This is a genomic window from Rikenella microfusus DSM 15922 (assembly GCF_000427365.1).
In the GTDB taxonomy this organism is placed as follows: domain Bacteria; phylum Bacteroidota; class Bacteroidia; order Bacteroidales; family Rikenellaceae; genus Rikenella; species Rikenella microfusus.
Genome location: NZ_KE386488.1, coordinates 700,455 through 719,185 on the forward strand (window position 1 = coordinate 700,455; position 18,731 = coordinate 719,185).

General features: G+C 59.2%; 9 protein-coding genes. 7 read left to right on the top strand and 2 right to left on the bottom strand.

The genetic code is table 11. From position 1 onward, the window contains the following. Positions 1–44 precede the first annotated feature (44 nt). Entirely contained in the window at positions 45–3,008 is a 2,964-nt protein-coding gene (gene secDF / locus RIKMI_RS0104105; protein WP_027290556.1) for a protein translocase subunit SecDF, read from the top strand. Between the two features lie 82 nt (positions 3,009–3,090). After that, the gene (locus RIKMI_RS0104110; RefSeq protein WP_027290557.1) at positions 3,091–3,753 is read left to right on the top strand and encodes an ABC transporter ATP-binding protein; all 663 of its coding nucleotides are present in this window, start codon (positions 3,091–3,093) and stop codon (positions 3,751–3,753) included. 517 nt (positions 3,754–4,270) lie between these two features. Here the strand turns inward: RIKMI_RS0104110 and RIKMI_RS0104120 are convergent. Next, entirely contained in the window at positions 4,271–7,111 is a 2,841-nt protein-coding gene (locus tag RIKMI_RS0104120; RefSeq protein WP_051214331.1) for a M16 family metallopeptidase, read from the bottom strand. A gap of 373 nt (positions 7,112–7,484) precedes the next feature. Between RIKMI_RS0104120 and RIKMI_RS0104125 the strand changes: the two genes are divergently transcribed. The 5 genes from RIKMI_RS0104125 (at position 7,485) to RIKMI_RS0104145 (ending at position 16,258) form a co-directional block, all read left to right on the top strand. Further along, positions 7,485–7,658 (top strand): helix-turn-helix transcriptional regulator, encoded by a 174-nt coding sequence (locus RIKMI_RS0104125; RefSeq protein WP_027290559.1) that lies wholly within the window; start codon positions 7,485–7,487, stop codon positions 7,656–7,658. Positions 7,659–8,663: 1,005 nt separating this feature from the next. Beyond that, the gene (gene ung, locus RIKMI_RS0104130) at positions 8,664–9,329 is read left to right on the top strand and encodes a uracil-DNA glycosylase (protein WP_037291478.1); all 666 of its coding nucleotides are present in this window, start codon (positions 8,664–8,666) and stop codon (positions 9,327–9,329) included. A 525-nt stretch (positions 9,330–9,854) separates the two neighbouring features. After that, positions 9,855–12,272: an ATP-dependent helicase gene (locus RIKMI_RS0104135; RefSeq protein WP_027290561.1), complete on the top strand. Its 2,418-nt coding sequence runs from the start codon at positions 9,855–9,857 to the stop codon at positions 12,270–12,272. Positions 12,273–12,448: 176 nt separating this feature from the next. After that, positions 12,449–13,897, top strand: coding sequence for a tryptophanase (locus RIKMI_RS0104140; RefSeq protein ID WP_027290562.1), 1,449 nt, complete (start codon positions 12,449–12,451; stop codon positions 13,895–13,897). Positions 13,898–14,437: 540 nt separating this feature from the next. After that, positions 14,438–16,258: a peptidase U32 family protein gene (locus RIKMI_RS0104145; RefSeq protein WP_027290563.1), complete on the top strand. Its 1,821-nt coding sequence runs from the start codon at positions 14,438–14,440 to the stop codon at positions 16,256–16,258. A gap of 734 nt (positions 16,259–16,992) precedes the next feature. Here the strand turns inward: RIKMI_RS0104145 and RIKMI_RS0104150 are convergent. Continuing rightward, complete coding sequence (locus RIKMI_RS0104150) at positions 16,993–18,603, bottom strand: fumarate hydratase (protein ID WP_027290564.1); 1,611 nt, start codon at positions 18,601–18,603, stop codon at positions 16,993–16,995. Positions 18,604–18,731 lie beyond the last annotated feature (128 nt).

Sequence of the window (18,731 nt, forward strand, 5' to 3'; positions counted from 1 at the left end):
GACAAACGACAAAAAACAAAACAAAATAAAAACTTTTACAATCCATGCAGAATAAAGGCGCACTCAAGTTCCTGGCCATCATGCTGGCCATCGCCTGCGCGTTCCAGCTGTCGTTCTCGTTCGTGACGCACAGCGTGCGCAGCGATGCCGCTGAAGCGGCCGGCGGGAACTCGGCCGTTGAACAGGCCTACCTCGACTCCATGAAGTCGCAGGTCGTGTACAACCTCGGGCTGGTGAAATACACCTATGCCGAATGTCAGGAGAAAGAGATCAACCTCGGGCTCGACCTGCAGGGGGGGATGAACATCACCCTCGAAATCGCGGTCGAAGACGTGCTCAAAGCCCTCTCGAACAACAGCACCGACCCTGCGTTCGTACAGGCCATGGCCGAGGCCAAGAAGGCGATGAACAACAGTACCGACGACTTCATCACCCTGTTTGCGAACGCCTACCGCAGCGTGGCTCCCGACGGGCGGCTGGCCGCTATTTTCGGCACCTACGAACTGCGCAGCAAAATCACCCCGGAATCGACCAACGACCAGGTGATCAAAGTGCTCCGCGAATCGTGCGACGCGGCGATCTCCAACTCGTTCAACGTTCTCTCGACCCGTATCGACCGCTTCGGGGTGATCCAGCCCAATATCCAGCGGATCGGCAACACCGGCCGCATCATGGTCGAACTGCCGGGGATCAAGGATCCTGAACGCGTGCGCAAACTCCTCCAGGGGACGGCGAGCCTCGAATTCTGGACCACTTATACGGCCAAGGAACTCTTCCCGATGATGATGCAGGCCAACGAAGAGGTGTCTGCCCTGCTGGCCGCCGCCGATTCGACGGCTACGACGGCAGCCGCGGATACCGCGAAAGCCGCTCCCGATTCGACCGACATCCTCGCCGCGCTCGGCGCGGCCCGGGACGGCAGCGCCCCGAAGGGTGCCGAAGCCGGAAAGGTCACCTCGCTGTTCAGCGTCTTCCAGCCGATGCAGGACGGGGGCGTGATCGGCATGGCCCAGTCGTACGACACCGCTAAAGTCAATACTTACCTGAACATGCCTCAGGTACGGTCGCTCTTCCCGCGCGACGTGCGTTTCATGTGGGGCATCAAGGGAATCAAAGGCAGCCCGACGGTCTATGAACTGTACGCCATCAAGGGCAGCAACGACGGCCGGCCCGCCCTCGACGGGAGCGTGATCACCGACGCCGTGGGGCAACACGCGCAGACCGGCTCGTCGGCCGAAGTGTCGATGAGCATGAACGCGACCGGCGCCAAAATCTGGGCTCGCCTGACCGCCGACAACGTAGGCCGTTACATCGCCGTCGTGCTCGACGGATACGTCTATTCCTGCCCGATCGTGAACGGCGAAATCACCGGCGGCCACTCGCAGATCAGCGGCGATTTCACCATCGCCGAAGCGAAAGACCTCGCCAATATCCTCCAGGCGGGCCGTCTGCCCGCCCCGGCCCAGATCGTCCAGGAAGCCGTCGTAGGGCCGTCGCTCGGCCAGGAGTCGATCGACGCGGGGATGACCTCGTTCGTGCTGGCTTTCCTGCTGGTGCTCGTTTACATGCTCTTCTTCTATAACACGGCCGGTTTCGTGGCCAATATCGCCCTGCTGGCCAACCTCTTCTTCCTGTTCGGGGTGCTGGTGAGCTTCGGCGCCGTGCTGACCCTGCCCGGTATCGCCGGTATCGTGCTGACGATGGGTATGGCCGTGGACGCCAACGTGATCATCTACGAGCGCGTCAAAGAGGAGATACACTCCGGGAAGGGGCTCAACCTTTCGATCGCGGACGGTTTCAAGAACGCCTACTCGGCGATCATCGACGGCCAGGCGACCACGCTGATTACGGGTATCGTGCTGTTCATCTTCGGGACCGGCCCGGTACAGGGTTTCGCCACCACGCTGATCATCGGTATCATCACCTCGCTCTTCTGCGCCATCTTCATCACCCGGCTCATCTTCGTGGCGATGCTGGACAAAGGACGCAACATCCGGTTCTGGAACCGCATCACCGAATATTTCATGGCCAATACCCATGTCAATTTCCTGAAACTCCGCAAAGTATCGTATACGGTTTCCGGTCTGGTGATGCTGGTGATGGTCGTTTCGCTGGCCGTGCGCGGCCTGAGCTACGGGGTGGACTTCTCCGGGGGCCGCGCCTATGTGGTGCGTTTCGACCGCATGGTGACCGCCAATGAAGTCCGCGATGCGCTCGACAAGGTCTTCTCCGAAGGGTTGGAAGTGAAACAGTACGGTAACAAGGACCAGATGCAGATGCGCATCGTGACCCAGTACCGGTACGAAGACGACGGCGACGGCGTGACCAATGAAATCAACGAAATGATGTACCGGGCGCTGGCCCCGCTGTACGAACAGAAAATCTCGATCGACGACTTCACCACTACCGTAAGCAATCCGTACGGGATTATCAGCGCCGAAAAGGTGGGTCCCAGCATCGCGCACGACATCAAGGTCAATTCGCTGATCGCAGTGGTCTTCTCGTTGATGGCCATCGGGATTTATATCGCGCTCCGGTTCAAGAACTGGCAATACGGGATGGGCGGCGTCATTTCGCTGTTCCACGACGCCCTGCTGACGATCGGTATTTTCTCGCTGCTTTACGGTCTGCTGCCGTTCAACCTGACGGTGGACCAGTCGTTCATCGCCGCGATCCTGACCATCATCGGTTATTCGATCAACGACAAAGTGGTGATTTTCGACCGTATCCGCGAAAACATGCACCTCTTCCCCCGCCGTTCGCGCAAAGAGAATATCAATCATGCGATCAACAGCACGCTGGCCCGGACGATCAATACTTCGGGTTCCACGTTCGTGGTGCTGCTCGCCATCTTCATCTTCGGCGGCGAAGTGATCCGCGGATTCGTTTTCGCCCTGATGTTCGGGGTCGCGATCGGGACTTACTCCTCGATGTTCATCGCAACTCCGGTGGCATACGACCTGCTGACCCGCAAAGACAGGAAAATGGGCAAAGCGATTGCCGAGTAACATCCGTCCGATTTCGGGGCGGGCCGTCTCCTTCCGTGGAGGCGGCCCGCCTTGTCGTTAAAAACATTATATTTGTCCGATAATGATACGATGCAGGGATATACACAAACGGTTCGGTACCCTGGAGGTGCTCCGCGGGATCGACCTCGACATTGCGCAGGGCGAAGTGGCCGCTATCGTGGGGCCGAGCGGGGCCGGTAAAACCACATTGCTCCAGATTCTCGGTACTTTGTCGCAACCCGACGGCGGAACGGTCGAGATTGCCGGACAGACTGTCGGTTCGTTGCGGGCGGGCGAACTGGTCCGCCTCAGGAACGAGCGGATCGGTTTCGTGTTCCAATTCCACCACCTGCTGCCGGAATTCACGGCGTTGGAGAACGTGATGATTCCGGCCCTGATCGGCCGAAGACCCCGTGCCGCAGCGCAAAAGCGGGCAGACGAACTGTTGGAATTACTGGGGGTCGGGCATCGGGCGACCCACAAACCGGCCGAATTGTCGGGCGGGGAACAGCAACGCGTGGCCGTGGCGCGGGCGCTGGTCAATGATCCGGCGGTGGTGTTCGCCGACGAGCCGTCCGGAAACCTCGACAGCGTGAACCGCGAAGAGCTGCATCGCCTTTTTTTCCGGTTACGCGACCGTTTCGGTTATACGTTCGTAATCGTTACGCACGACAACGACCTGGCGGCGATGTCCGACCGGCGCATCGCCATGCGGGACGGCCTGATCGTAAGCGAAAGCGAATGACCGGGCCATTTGCCGTCGGGCCGGGGATATATCCGTAATCGTTCCGCACATACGGCCGATGATCGTTGCCGGAATCGACGGTGGTATCGTTCGGAGACCGCGGGGGCGGTCCCGCCGGCAGAGCCGACGAATGCCTGGATACGGAACGTTGTTGCAAGCCTCCGTCCCGAATTTCCGGCCCGTACGACCAAAGTTACGAGGGTCTCGCACAACCGCAGGATTCGATAAGCCTTCGCTTCGGCGGCGATCCGGACAGTTGGGGGACGCCCAAGGTCGCCGTTCGCCCCCGGATGCGGGAACCGGTTATCCGGAAACCTGAAACTCCATAACGTCAAGAGCCTCCTCCGGATCGGACTGAAGTCCGATCCGGAGGAGGCTCATTTCGGCAGAGGGCGACACGAACCGCATCCGCATACGAAACTGCGGAGCGGGTCTCCGGCCATTATGGCGGACAGCCCTGCCTGTTTCACCGACCTTCCGCATCGCCCGGGGTCATCCCCTGGGCCCGGTTCTGCGGTTACTCGGACTCTGCCTCCGGCAGCTGCACGACCGTGCAGACATTGTCCTGTCCGAACGTCTCGGCAGCAGTCCGCCGGATCGTCTCGGATGTCAGCGCCCGCACCGCCGCCTCGTAGTCCGTATGGCGGTCGTTGTCGTTCAGGTACCAGCTGGTCAGGTATCCCATCCAGGTGCCGTTATGGATCAACCCGTCGCGGTACTGTTTCAGGAAAAACTCTTTCGTCTTGGTCAGTTCCTCCTCCGTCGCTCCGCCCTCCGACAGCGCCCTGATCTCCTGCTCCACCAACGGCAACAGTTCCCCCACCCGGGTCGTATCCGTTTCGAAGAATATCTGGAAAGCGAACCTCGGAAGCGGGACTTTCTGGTATGTCAGCGATACCCCCACGCCGTACGTGCCGCCTTTTTCTTCGCGAATCGACTTCGTATAGCGCATTTCGAGGATGTAACGGATCGCCTCCAGATTGATGCTGCGGGCCATCGTGTACGGCAGTTCGCCCGTATAAAGCTCGATAGCCGTCGCCTTCGGGGTTTCGAGCGGAGTTCCATACACATTCTGCACCCGACCCGGAACCGGCAGCACCAGATAGTCGCCCCACTGCGGCTCCTTGCCTTTACGCGCCGGCAGCGAGCCGAGGTATTTCTCGGCCAGCGGCCGCAGCGAATCCACCGAAATATTGCCCACGAAGATGAAAGTCATCCCGTCGGCATTCGAGAAAAACCGCCGGTAAAGCTGTTCGGTACGCTCCAGCGAAACCGTGTCCAGCACCTGTTCGCTCAGTTGCATGAATACCCGCGGATTGTGCCCGTACACCGTCCGGAACAGGCTGTCCTGCAAAATGTAGTTCGGATTCTTCACCACGCCCGGCAGCAGCGAGCGGTATTGGTTCATCAGCACGTTCCAATCGCTGCGCTCGAAACGCGGGGCCGTGTAATAAAGGTAGGTAAGCTGCATCAGCGTTTCGATGTCTTTCGGCGAGCAGCTGCCGCTGAATCCCTGCGACAGCGAACCGATGCTCGGCCGTACGGCGGCGATTTTTCCCGTCAGCAGTTTGTCCAGCTCGGTGTGCGAGAAATCGCCCACGCCGCTCAGCCCCAGATAGGCGGGCAGCATCCCTAAGTTATACAGGTCAGTCGCTTCGGCTACGGTCGATTGTCCCCCTTTCTGGAACGCGTTCATCTGCACTTCGTCCGCTTTCAGCTCCGTCGGCTTGACGACCACCCGCACGCCGTTTTTCAGGGTAAGCACCGTCGAGCCGTATTTCCCCGCTTCGGTCTTGACGACCGGCGCCCCTTCGAGGCAGGAAACGTCCATCAGTTCGCCGTTCTGCACGCTATCTTCATACGCTTCGATCCGCGCGTTTTTCACCCGTTCGGCCACGGCCAGCACTTCGGCCTCGGTCGGTAACGCTGCGCCCGCTTTTTCGGGCAGCGAGATCAGGATCGCGCTGTTGCGGTCGCGCACCCACTCCGCCGCCACGGCATTCACCTCTTCCAGCGTGACGGCGTCCAGCACCCGCCGGGTGATGCGCAGGTCCTGTTCCGGAGAGAGGTACGGCGTCCCGTCTTCGAAATGTTCCATGTAAGCTCCGGCGAACTCCCCGTTCTTGCGGTCGTTGCGGTTTTCGAAATAACTTTCCGTACCGCGCATGATCTCGGTCTTGGCCCGGTCGAGTTCCGACTGGGTGAAACCGCCGCGTTTCATGCGGTAGGCTTCGGTATATAACGCTTCGAGCGTCCGGAGGGCTTCGCCTTCGCGTGCCGTGCCGCCCACGAAGAAGGCGTCGAACGGTTCGACGACGGAGCCGTAGCCGCCCCCGGCCCCCAGGAACGGCGCGTTCTCTCGTCGCGAGAGTTCGCTGAAACGCTCGTTCAGCATCCGCCCCGCCAGCGAACGGATATATTCGTGGTAAATCCGCTCCATGCCGTCGTAACGTTCGGCGAGCGGCCGTTCACGAAACAGGACCTGAACGGAGGTGGCGGTCAGTTCGGGGTCGGAGGTGACGGAAACGAGCGGCCGCTCGTTGTCGGCCACCGTAACCGTAGCCTTGGGCGTGCGCACGGCCGACGGTTTCAGGTCGGCCATCGTCCGCCGCAGTTTCCGTTCCATGCTGTCCACGTCGAAATCGCCGACGATCACGAACGCTTGCAGGTCGGGGCGGTACCATTTCCGGTAGAAGTCGCGCAGTTCCTGATATTTGAAGGTTTTGAGCACCTCCGGGTTACCGATCACGTTCCGCCGCGCGTACAGGGAGTTATTGTAAAGCACCGGGGCCTGCTTTTCGAAGATGCGGCGCTGGGCGTTGTTCCCCTGCCGCCACTCTTCGATGATGACGCCGCGTTCCTTGTCGATATCGGCCGTGTCGAGGGCGATGTGCCCCGCCCAGTCGTGCAGGATCAGAAGCGCCGAATCGACGATACCGGGTCGGGTGAGCGGCACGTTGGTGATCATATAGGTGGTCTGTTCCTGTCCGGTGGCGGCGTTAAGGTTTTCGCCGAAGCGGACGCCGACGGTCGATAGCCAATCGATCATCGAGTTGCCGGGAAAGTGCTGCGAACCGTTGAAGGCCATGTGTTCGAGGAAGTGGGCCAGCCCGTTCTGGCTCTCTTCTTCCTGTATGGCGCCGACTTTATAATAGATGTGGAAGTCTGCCCGGCGGGCGGGTTTGGCGTTGTGCTTGAGGTAATAGGTAATGCCGCTGGGCAGTTGTCCCACGCGGACGCTGCTGTCCACCGGAGCGGTTTCGCCGGGGGCGGGTTTCTGGGCGTGGACAGGACCGGTCAAGGTCAGTACGACGACCGGCAGCAGGGCACGCAAGAGGTTCGGACGACGGAGTTTCATAAGCGTTGTTTTCTGCGGTTCCATTTTATGGCTTTTCACCGTAAAGTTGTGATAAAGTTACTTTTTTTTCTAATTTTACGTTTAGAATAAGGTAAGTATATACGCCATTACCCAAAATCGGGAAATGATCTCCCTAAACGGCCCTGCGGTGCCGATCGGCATAGGGGACCGGGGTTTTTCTCTGTTTAAGGAGGCGGGTCCGGGCCGAAATATACTGAAAATCATGTGTGCATATAATGTCGTATATACTTACCTGAAACAAATATTCATCCTTCGCCTTAAGCGGGATAACGGCGGTTTTCGCCGGGAATTTCCTCCGATTTTACGGAAAAATTCCGTTTCCGCCAGAAAGGGGGACAAAACGAATCATACCATGAATGAAGAGAAAGTACTGGCCGCTCTGGTCGAAAGCGGCGTGCCGATGAAATCCGCGGAGGTGGCCGAAGCCACGGGACTGCCGAAGGCCGAAGTCGATAAAGCGATCAAGAATCTGGTGAAAGAGGGTAAGGCGGAATCGCCCAAACGCTGTTTCTACGCGGCCAAATAGGAGAGCCGATCGTCCCGGTTTATTTTCTCCGGGGCGTCGTATGTCGTCTCCGGGGAGGGAATGCGATTTTTCCGATTGTCCGGCCGGGCACTTCGGGTGGGGGTTGCTTTATCGTCGTGACGGTATCGTGTGCCGCCCTGTCCGTTGTCGATGCGGAGGCCTGAGTTTTAATGTACGGTTAAATATTCCCTGCCTTTTCCTTTTATTGTTTTTCGGGTAAAGGCTGCCGACCTCGGGAATGTGCGATTTTCCGATCCGACGTGAGTCGGGAACGGGGAATCGCATTCCCGGCGACTTTTTTGTTTACTTTTTTGGTCGCGCAACCGACGCAGCAGCCAAGTACCATAAGGTTCACACGAATGGCCGAGGCGTAAGGAGGAACCGAGCAGAGTACCGAGACCAGAGGCCGTTTACGGACTTTGGCGAGGCAGCGCGAGGAAGCCGTAGGTAACCCGAAGGCAACAAGAAAGTGTCCCGCCGGCATGAGGCGTATAGAAAAGCAAGTGTCCCCGCGACATAAACGGGTGAAGAAAAGACAACCGTCCGTCGGCGATAGACATTACGTTAAACCTACTTTTTAATTTGCAAATTCAAGGCCGGAGCCAGCGTGGACTGCTTGCAGGCCTACGCCGGGGGGTGGCTCCGGCCTGACTAAGGGAGAACATGGTAATAAACCGTACGGTTAAATGGCCTGGGCATGTTTTGCGACCTTTAGGTCGCACGGGCCGGACGCCTCCCCACGGGAGGCCCGCAACCCTCGTAAACTCGGAGCGGTCTCCCGGGGGCCCGACCCGAATGAAAAATAACCGGACGGTTTATTGGGAATATGTTCCGTACCGGCAGGTGTTCGACAGATATCGGTGAGGCCTGCGAAGGTCGGGATAACTCCGGCGAGAGGTCGTACCGTTCCTGATCGTTCGTATACCGAACGGCTCGATTTATCCGAAGCGAATCGGTCCGGACAGATGATTTGAAAACCAACCCGCAAGAAACAGCATAACTCAAATGGCGAATGTCAAGATAGAACCTTCCTGGCACGAATTGCTGGCCGGAGAGTTCGAAAAACCGTATTTCGATCAGCTGACCGCTTTCGTTCGGGAGCAATATATGACCCATGTGGTCTATCCTCCCGCCGCCAATATTTTCCGGGCATTCAACTGTTGCCCGGTCGATCGGCTCCGGGTGGTCATCATCGGGCAGGACCCGTACCATAATGCGGGACAGGCCAACGGATTGTGTTTCTCGGTAGCGGCGGGCACTCTGTTTCCGCCCTCTTTGCAGAATATCCTCAAAGAAGTGAGCGACGACACGGGCGCTCCGTATCCGGCTACGGGCGAACTCGACCGTTGGGCGGAACAGGGAGTGCTGATGCTCAATGCCGTACTGACGGTACAGGCCCATACTCCGGCATCGCATGCGGGCCGAGGCTGGGAACAGTTTACGGATGCGGTCGTCAGGGCCGTGGCGCAACATAAGAAACATGTGGTCTATATGCTGTGGGGATCGTATGCCCAACGGAAAGCGGCGGCGGTCAATCCGGCGGAAAACTGCATCCTGACGGCGCCTCACCCGTCGCCGCTGTCGGCGTACCGCGGATTCTTCGGTTGCCGCCATTTCAGCAAAGCGAACGAATATCTCATCTCTACCGGACAACAACCGATTGTCTGGTAATCCCTATCTTTGTATTTTTAAACTTCGGTTATTCGTACTGTTCAGGTTGAGAGTACGGTTCGTTTTGCCTACGGGTTGCCCGACGGCTTTTTCCTGGCGCCTCGGCCATTCGTGCAACCGACGCTGCCGGTGAGAGCAGTGCGAGCCGGCTTAAGCGTTGCCGAACGGCGAGGAAGAAGGCGAAGCCGACCCCGATGGCGCTCGGCTGCCGCCGTCGGTTGCGTGCCCCCAAAAGGAGATAAAAAACCCGCCGGGAATGCGATTCCCCGCTCCCGACTAACGTCGGAACGGAAAATCGCACATTCCCGGGTCGGCAGCCTTTATCCGATGAATGAACAGGCAAGGAAAGGCCGGGGGCACTTAACCGTATTTTTCCGGAATCGACACTGCCGCTTGCCAAAGACCGTGAGCAGCTTTTGCCAAGCGGCGAGGAAGCGGAAACAGAACGAGTACAGCGGTATTGAAAAGTACGGTTGCCTCCGATCTCGATGTACGGAATAACCGAACGATTGAAGATACAGATATATGGAGATCGATTATTTGCAGGGGTTGAACGACCCCCAGCGCAGCGCCGTGGAGAACTACGCCGGACCGTCGCTGATTATCGCCGGCGCCGGGTCCGGCAAGACCCGCGTGCTGACCATGCGCATCGCCCATATGCTCCGGCAGGGCATTTCGCCCCGGAACATCATGGCCCTGACCTTTACCAACAAAGCCGCCCGCGAGATGCGCGACCGTGTGACGAAGATACTGCCCTACGACGCCGTGCGCGGATTGTGGATGGGCACCTTCCACTCCCTGTTCAGCCGTATCCTGCGTGCCGAAGCCGGGTTGCTGGGTTTTCCCGAAGCCTTCACCATCTATGACACCGCCGACAGCCGGAACGTCGTGAAAGCCATCGTCCGCCAGCTCGAACTGCCCGACGAGCAATACAAACCCAACGAAGTCTACGCACGCATCTCGCTGGCCAAGAACAACCTCGTGCTGCCCGAAGCCTACGCCGCCAACGCCACCCTCACCGAAGAAGACGCCCGCGCCAAACGGCCCCGGCTGGCCGAAATCTACGCCCTCTACATGCGCCAGTGCCGCCAAAACGGAGCGATGGACTTCGACGACCTGTTGCTCTATATGAATATTCTGCTGCGCGACCATCCCGAAATCGCGCAGAAATACGGCGAGCAATTCCAGTATATCCTCGTGGACGAGTATCAGGACACCAACTACTCGCAGTACCTGATCGTCAAGAAACTGGCCGACATCCGCCGGAACATCTGCGTCGTGGGCGACGACTCGCAAAGCATCTATTCGTTCCGCGGGGCGCGGATCGAAAATATCCTCCGTTTCCAGCAGGACTACCCCGAAGCCAAAATCTTCAAGCTCGAACAAAACTACCGTTCCACCCGCACCATCGTCGAAGCGGCCAACAGCGTGATCGAGAAAAACAGCCGCAAGCTGCCCAAGCACCTCTTTTCCGAGAACGAACAGGGCGACCCGATCCGCGTGATCTGCACCCTGAGCGATAAGGAAGAGGCCCAGCGCGTCGCCGCCGACATCCACACCACTCTGTACGGCAGGCAGGCTTCGCCCGACGACTTCGCCGTACTGTACCGCACCAACGCCCAGTCGCGCGTCATCGAAGAACACCTGCGCGGCAACAATATCCCGTACCGCATATACGGCGGCCAGTCGTTCTACCAGCGGGCCGAAATCAAAGACGCCATCGCCTACCTGCGGCTGGCCATCAATCCCAAAGACGACGAATCCCTCAAACGGATCATCAACTTCCCGGCACGCGGGATCGGCGAAACGTCGATCGGCAAAATCGTCGCCGCCGGACAGGCCGAAGGCGTCTCGATGTGGGAAGTGCTGTTGAGGCATACCCCCGAAGAGCTGGGCATCCGGGGAGGGGCGGTCAAGAGCCTCGGCGCTTTCGTCCGGAACTTTACCGAACTGTTCCGCCGTTCCGGCGAGATGGACGCTTACGAACTGGCCATGGAGGTGATGTCCCGTTCCGGCCTGATCGCCCACTACAAAGACAGCCCCTCGATCGAAGACGAATCGCGGTTGCAGAACGTCGAAGAACTGATCAACTCGGTCAAAGTATTCGTCGATGAACAACTCTCCGGCGAGGGGGCGGCCGAAGGCGGCGAAAGCGTCGCGCCGCAGGCCGATCTGCCGCAAGAGGGAGTGGTGCACGGCCCCGTAACGCTCGACCAGTGGTTGCAGAATATCGCCCTGCTGACCGATATGGACAACAGCAGGGAGGACGACACCCCGCGCGTGACGCTGCTGACCGTACACGCCTCCAAAGGGCTGGAATTCAAATACACCTATATCGTCGGGCTGGAAGAGAACCTGTTCCCCAGTCAGCACGGCGGCAGCGCCTCGGCCGAAGACATCGAAGAGGAGCGTCGGCTCTTCTACGTAGCCCTGACGCGGGCCGAAAAACGGGCCACGCTGAGCTTCGCCCTCTCGCGGTTCAAATGGGGCAGCGTGGTGCCTTCGCAGGCCAGCCGTTTCATCAAGGAGATCGACCCGAAATACCTCGACATGCCTCCCCTGCCGGACACCGATTCCAGAGGAGACGGCAACGCCGCTTTGCGCAACCGGTGGAACACTGCGGGCACAGCGGCCCGGACCGGCGATCCGCGCCCCGCTTTTCAGCGCTATCAGCGCAAGACCGCTACCCCGCCGGCTCCCCCTGTCCAGGCACCCGCGGGATTCAAAAGGACGGATACGCGGCCGGCGTCCGTGCCGCAGGGGAAACCGCTCGACTCGGCGGGCGAGCTGACCGTCGGCGCGCGCGTGGCCCACGACCGTTTCGGCAGCGGTACGGTCACGGCGTTCGAACAGACCGCCACCGACACGAAGGTGACGGTGCGGTTCGAGGCGGCGGGAACCAAGACCCTGTTGCTCAAGTTCGCCCGGCTGCGATTGATCTGACGCAGGCGGCGAAGGCGTCCGAAAACCTCAACGCCGGATACCCTGCGAAATACGCCCATCCCCGGTCCGGATGCGAAACGGCATCCGACCGGGCTTTTTGTTTGGCGGCAGGCGGAATTATTTTACATTTGTAAAATATTGCATTGAACGATTACTAACCCAAACCCGAATCCGAAATGAATCCCGTGAAATTTTACAGCGGGGAGAACATCCCCTTGGAATTGCATAAAGTACGCGTCGTACAGAAGTTGCACTTAGTGCCGATCGAACGGCGGCTCGACGCCATCAAAGAGGCCGGCTTCAACACCTTCCGGCTCTCGACTGCGGACGTATTCCTCGACATGCTGACCGACAGCGGCACCAACGCCATGAGCGACAACCAGATCGCCGCCATGTTCCGGGCCGACGACGCTTACGCCGGGTCGCAGTCTTTCGCGCGGCTCCAACAAGCCGTCGAAGAGGTGCTCGGCAAAAAGTACCTGCTGCCGGTACACCAGGGCCGCGCTGCCGAAAATATCATCTGCCGCCGGTATGTGAAACCGGGACATGTGGTGCCGATGAATTACCACTTCACCACTTCGCTGGCCCATATCCTCGAAAACGGCGGACGGGCCGCCGAACTGTTGCGCGACGAAGCGCTGGAGCTGAAGTCCGAAAACCCGTTCAAAGGGAACATGGACATCGACAAGCTGGTGAAGTGTATCGAAGAGAACGGCGTGGAGAACATTCCGTTCATCCGGATGGAGGCTTCGACCAACCTGATCGGCGGTCAGCCTTTCTCGATCGCGAACCTGATGGACGTGCGCCGCGTGGCCGACAAATACGGTCTGATGCTGGTGCTGGACGCTTCGTTGCTGGGCGAGAATGCCTATCTGGTCAAACAGCGGGAGGCGGAGTGGAAAGAGAATTCGATGGCCGACATCATCAAGATGATGACCGGGCTGGCCGACCTGGTATATTTCTCGGCCCGCAAACTCAGTTCGAGCCGCGGGGGCGGCATCTGCACCAACCGGCTGGAGCTTTTCAAAGAGATGGAGGCCCTGATTCCGCTTTACGAAGGGTTCCTGACTTACGGGGGCATCTCGGTACGCGAGATCGAGGCGATGGCCGTCGGCCTTTACGAAACGCTGGACGAAACGATGATCTCTCAAAGCCCCTCTTTCATCGCCTATCTGGTGCGCGAGATGGAGAAACGGGGCATTCCGGTGGTGACGCCTCCGGGGGTGCTGGGGGCGCATGTCGATGCGATGAAGTTCTGCTCGCATATTCCGCAGACGGAATATCCGGCAGGGGCGCTGGCGGCGGCGTTCTACCTGATTTCCGGTATCCGGGGGATGGAGCGCGGCACGGTCTCCAGCGTGCGCGACGAAAACGGGGTCGAGATACTGGCGGACGTGGAACTGCTGCGCCTGGCGGTACCCCGGCGCGTATTCACGCTCTCGCAGATCAAATATGTGATCGACCGCATGCAGTGGCTCTACGACAACCGGGAGCTGATCGGCGGACTGCGTTTCACTTACGAACCGCCGGTGCTGCGCTTCTTTATGGGCGGACTGGAACCGACGAGCGACTGGCCGGCCAAACTGGTGGACAAATTCCGCCGGGACTTCGGCGACAGCCTGTAAACCGGTATGCATGCCCGATTTTCGGATAGTTCCGGCCCGTATCCCTCCCCGAAGCGGCAAAACCGCTTCGGGGATTTTTATAGGTATACCTGATTTTCAGCACATTTCGATCCGACCCTCTGCGTGGAGGAAAGGAGCGGTCCTGTCGTGGCCGCTCCGGCCGGAAGTTCTTTTTGCCGAAAGAGGCCGGCATGAGGCGATGCAAACCCGGACAAAAACCCCGGAGGATCGGCGAGAACCGAAAAAACATCGGTAAGAACCGTCGGTATATCAAAAGAACTATATACGACTTTACCCAAAATCAGGCAATAATCTTCCCAACCGGCCGTGCGGTGCCGCTCGGCACGGGGGGCGGGGCTTTTCTCTGCTTCAGGAGGCGGGTGCGGGCCGAAATATATTGAGAATCAAGTATGCATATAAATTAGGATAAAGTTGTATATAGTTACCTGTCAAAATATATAACCGGGTTGCCGTAATATACCGGGAACATCAGCGTATATAATTGGGAAATCGTTATATATTTACCGCAATTTAATGGATATGACGACCGGAATAGAACTGCTTTCTCCTGCCGGAACCGCCTCGATCGGCCGCGCGGCCGTCGATGCCGGCGCAGACGCCGTCTATATCGGCGCCGAACGGTTCGGAGCGCGGACGGCGGCAGGCAATCCGATGGACGATATAGCCGCGCTGGCCGAATACGCGCACGGTTTCGGAGCACGGGTTTACATCACCATGAACACGTTGCTGTTCGAGCGCGAACTGGACGATGCCCGGAAAACGGCTTGGGGCGCCTGGGAAGCGGGCGCAGACGCGCTGATCGTACAGGACATGGCCTTCACGCAGATGGAACTGCCGCCGATCGCTCTGCATGCCTCCACGCAAACATTCAACCTGACTCCGGAACGGGCCTCGTTCCTCGCCGCCGCCGGCTTTTCCCGCATCGTTCTGGAACGGGGAGCCTCGCTGGAACAGATCCGGGCCGTCCGGGCGGCGGTTCCGCAGCAAGTCGAGCTGGAGGCCTTCGTGCACGGGGCGATCTGCGTCTGTTACAGCGGGCAGTGCTACCTGGGGCATGCGCTGTGCGGACGGGGAGGCAACCGGGGCGGCTGCGCCCAGCCCTGCCGGTCGCAATACGACTTGTACGACGGACGAGGCAGGCTGTTGATGCGGAACAAACATCTGCTCTCGGTGCGCGACCTGAACCTGAGCGACCGGCTGGAAGAACTGGCGGACGCGGGGGTCTGCTCGTTCAAGATCGAAGGGCGGCTCAAAGAGGAGGGATATGTGGTGAACAACACGGCCTACTACCACCGGCGGCTAACCGAACTGGGCCTGCCCCGCACGTCGGTCGGCGAATCGGTCTGCGATTTCGAGCCGAATCCGTCGAAAAGTTTCTCGCGCGGATTCACGACCTATTTTCAGGATGGAAAACGGGCCGGAGTGCTGGCGCCCGAGGCGCGGTCGGTCGGCGAACCGATCGGTTCGGCGGTCGCCTGCGACGGAACGACGCTGAAGTTGAAACTGAATCCGGGCATCCGGCTGAATAACGGCGACGGTCTCTGTTTCATCTCCCCGTCGGGACGGTTGGAAGGCGCGTCGGTAAACCGTGCGGAAGGGAACCGGGCCATACTGAACAAAACGGCCGACATCCGGCCCGGAGCGGAGCTTTTCCGCAACCTCGACCGTTCGTTCCGGCCGGCGGCTGTAAGGCGTATCCGCGCCGCGGTCGATTTTACGCCGGAAAACGTCCGGGCTACGGACGAAACGGGTCTGTCGGCAGTCGTCGCCCTGCCCCGGGATTACGAACCGGCAGGCAACCGGGCTTTGGCGGAACGGAACATCCGCCAGTCTTTCCGCAAAAGCGGAGGGACGATTTTCGAAATCACGGAAGTAACGGTTCCGGACGAGACCGCGGGAGGGACTCTGCCGTTCATTCCGGCAGCGGAACTGAACGCCCTGCGGCGTGAGCTGTTGGCGGAATTGCTCCGGATCCGCCTGGCGAATTACAACCGGCCGACGGCTTATGTACGACCTGACGCGCTGCCGGCGCTTCCCGTCGGCCTCGCGCATGATTTCCGGGCCAATGCGGCCAATTCGCTGGCGGAACGTTTCTACCGGCAGGCGGGGTTCGATCTGGTCGAGAAAGCGCTGGAGACGCAGGAGAGTCCTGAGCTGGAGGGCCGGGAGGTGATGCGCACGCCCTATTGTATCCGCCGCGAAACGGGAACCTGTCTGCGGGAGCATCCGGAACTGCGCCGCGAGCGGTTGTTTCTGGAAAACAACGGCGTGCGGCTGGAGTTGCGGTTCTACTGCGCGGAGTGCGAGATGGGGGTCGTCTATCGCGGACGTACCCGGTAATCGCAGCCCGGATATTATCCGAATCCGATTATCTATTTTGACCGGCCGACAGTTTCCACCGCAGTTTTTCGACTCGCGTCGGAGCTTTAGGGGCTTTTGTCCGGGTTTGCATCGCTTCGTGCATTCGATATATCGAAGTATATAATCAGGTATCCGAAGAAAGGTACGGTTTATTTCAATGTTCCCCCTTTGTCAGGCCGGAGCCACCCCCGGCGGTGGCCTGCAACTGCGCTGCGCTTGTTTCGGCTCCGCTGGCTCCGGCCATAAAATTAACCGTACGGTTAAATGGCCGGGACATGTTTTGCGACCTTTAGGTCGCGCGGGCCGCAGCCTCGCCCCGCGGAGGCCCGCTCGCTCGCGAGGCTCGTTCGCGGTCTCCGCAGGCTGCGACCCTCGACAAATAACCGTACGGTTTTTATGGATGCGATTCTCTCGAATCGCCGGCTTATGCGTCCAAGCCGCTCTGCGGCTTCCGGGGATAGGCGCAAAGCATTTTATCTATGATGAGGATCGGACATCCGGAAGGTCCGGCGCGAGCCAAAAAACGTCGGTGAAAACGATCGATCACAGGGAGATAATCGGGTTTCGTTTTATTAGGCCTGCCTTTCGTTTTCCCGATCCTGTGCTTATCCTGTCCGTGACATCCCGTATCGGAAGCGGCACCGCCGCGACGATACGAAAAAAGCCGGCCTCTCCGTTCAGAGAGTCCGGCCCCGCAAAAGATGTGTCCGGAATCAGTGCGCGAATTCGGCGAAGAAGTCGTTCCCTTTGTCGTCCACGATGATGAACGCCGGGAAATTTTCGACATAGATTTTTCGTACCGCCTCCATGCCCAGTTCCGGGAAATCCACCACTTCGACCGACTTGATGCTGTTCTTGGCCAGCACCGCCGCCGGACCTCCGATCGAACCGAGGTAGAACCCGCCGTGCTTTTTGCAGGCGTCCGTCACCGCCTTGCTGCGGTTTCCTTTGGCCACCATAATCATCGAACCGCCGTGATCCTGGAACAGATCCACGTAAGGGTCCATACGTCCGGCCGTCGTCGGCCCAAACGACCCCGAAGCCATGCCGTTCGGCGTCTTGGCCGGCCCGGCGTAGTAGATAGGATGGTTTTTGAAGTAGTCCGGCATCGGTTTGCCTTCGTCCAGCATCTTTTTGATCCGAGCATGGGCGATGTCGCGGGCTACGATCAGGGTGCCTTTGATATTGAGTCGGGTCTTAATCGGGTATTTGGTCAGTTCGGCACGCACGGCGTCCATTCCCTTGTCGAGGTCGATTTCGACCGCCGGAGCCAGCCCCGGAGCCTGGGCGGGCAGGAAACGCGCCGGATTTTTTTCGAGCTGTTCGAGGAAGATGCCCTCTTCGGTGATTTTTGCCTTGATGTTGCGGTCGGCCGAACAGCTCACGCCGATCCCCACGGGGCACGAAGCCGCATGGCGCGGCAGGCGGATCACCCGCACGTCATGTACCAGGTATTTGCCGCCGAACTGCGCTCCGACGCCCGATTCCTGGCAGATTTTCCGAATCTTTTCCTCCCATTCGAGGTCGCGGAACGCACGGCCCCCTTCGTTGCCGCTGGTGGGCAGATGATCGTAATAGTGGGCCGAGGCTTTTTTGACCGTGGCGAGGTTGGCTTCCGCCGAAGTACCGCCGATCACCACCGCGAGGTGGTAAGGCGGGCAGGCCGAGGTGCCGAGGTCCTTGATCTTGTCCTTAATGAAATTCGTCAGCGATTCGTCGTTCAGCAGGGCTTTGGTCTGCTGGTAGAGGAACGTTTTGTTGGCCGAACCGCCTCCCTTGGTCAGGAACAGGAATTCGTATTTGCTGCCCTGAGCGGCATAGAGGTCGATCTGCGCGGGGAGGTTGGTGGCGCTGTTTTTCTCTTCGGTCATCGTGAAAGGCACCACCTGCGAATAACGCAGGTTGCAGTCGCGGTAAGTTTCGTACACCCCTTTCGAGAGCCATTCGGCATCGTTGGCACCGGTGTATACGTTTTCGCCTTTCTTACCGATCACGATCGCCGTACCGGTGTCCTGACAGGTGGGCAGTTCGCCGTCGGCGGCCACCGCCTGGTTCAGCAGCATGGTGTAGGCCACGAATTTGTCGTTGTCGCTGGCTTCCGGATCCTCGAGGATGTTCGCCAGCATTTGCAGATGAGAGGCACGCAGGTAGAACGACACGTCGCGGAAGGCTTCGCGGGCCAGCAGGTTCAGCCCTTCGGGAGCCACTTTCAGGATTTTCCGGCCGCAGCACTCTTCGACGCTGACGTAATCTTTGGTCAGGAGGCGGTATTCGGTCGTGTCTTCGGACATCGGGAACGGCTCCTGGTATTTGAATTCGGACATGGTATGTGAGATTATTTTGTAAGCTGGGACAAAGTTACTGTTTTTTCCGTAACAGATGCCGTCGGACGCTCCAAAAGAGCAACAGGGAGACCCGAAACCGACAGAGCATACCATCGGGTCTCCGTATC

Coding starts and splice junctions, on each gene's coding strand:
- secDF (WP_027290556.1), top strand. CDS start 45: ATGCAGAATAAAGGCGCACTCAAGTTCCTGGCCATCATGCTGGCCATC.
- RIKMI_RS0104110 (WP_027290557.1), top strand. CDS start 3,091: ATGATACGATGCAGGGATATACACAAACGGTTCGGTACCCTGGAGGTG.
- RIKMI_RS0104120 (WP_051214331.1), bottom strand. CDS start 7,111: ATGAAACTCCGTCGTCCGAACCTCTTGCGTGCCCTGCTGCCGGTCGTC.
- RIKMI_RS0104125 (WP_027290559.1), top strand. CDS start 7,485: ATGAATGAAGAGAAAGTACTGGCCGCTCTGGTCGAAAGCGGCGTGCCG.
- ung (WP_037291478.1), top strand. CDS start 8,664: ATGGCGAATGTCAAGATAGAACCTTCCTGGCACGAATTGCTGGCCGGA.
- RIKMI_RS0104135 (WP_027290561.1), top strand. CDS start 9,855: ATGGAGATCGATTATTTGCAGGGGTTGAACGACCCCCAGCGCAGCGCC.
- RIKMI_RS0104140 (WP_027290562.1), top strand. CDS start 12,449: ATGAATCCCGTGAAATTTTACAGCGGGGAGAACATCCCCTTGGAATTG.
- RIKMI_RS0104145 (WP_027290563.1), top strand. CDS start 14,438: ATGACGACCGGAATAGAACTGCTTTCTCCTGCCGGAACCGCCTCGATC.
- RIKMI_RS0104150 (WP_027290564.1), bottom strand. CDS start 18,603: ATGTCCGAATTCAAATACCAGGAGCCGTTCCCGATGTCCGAAGACACG.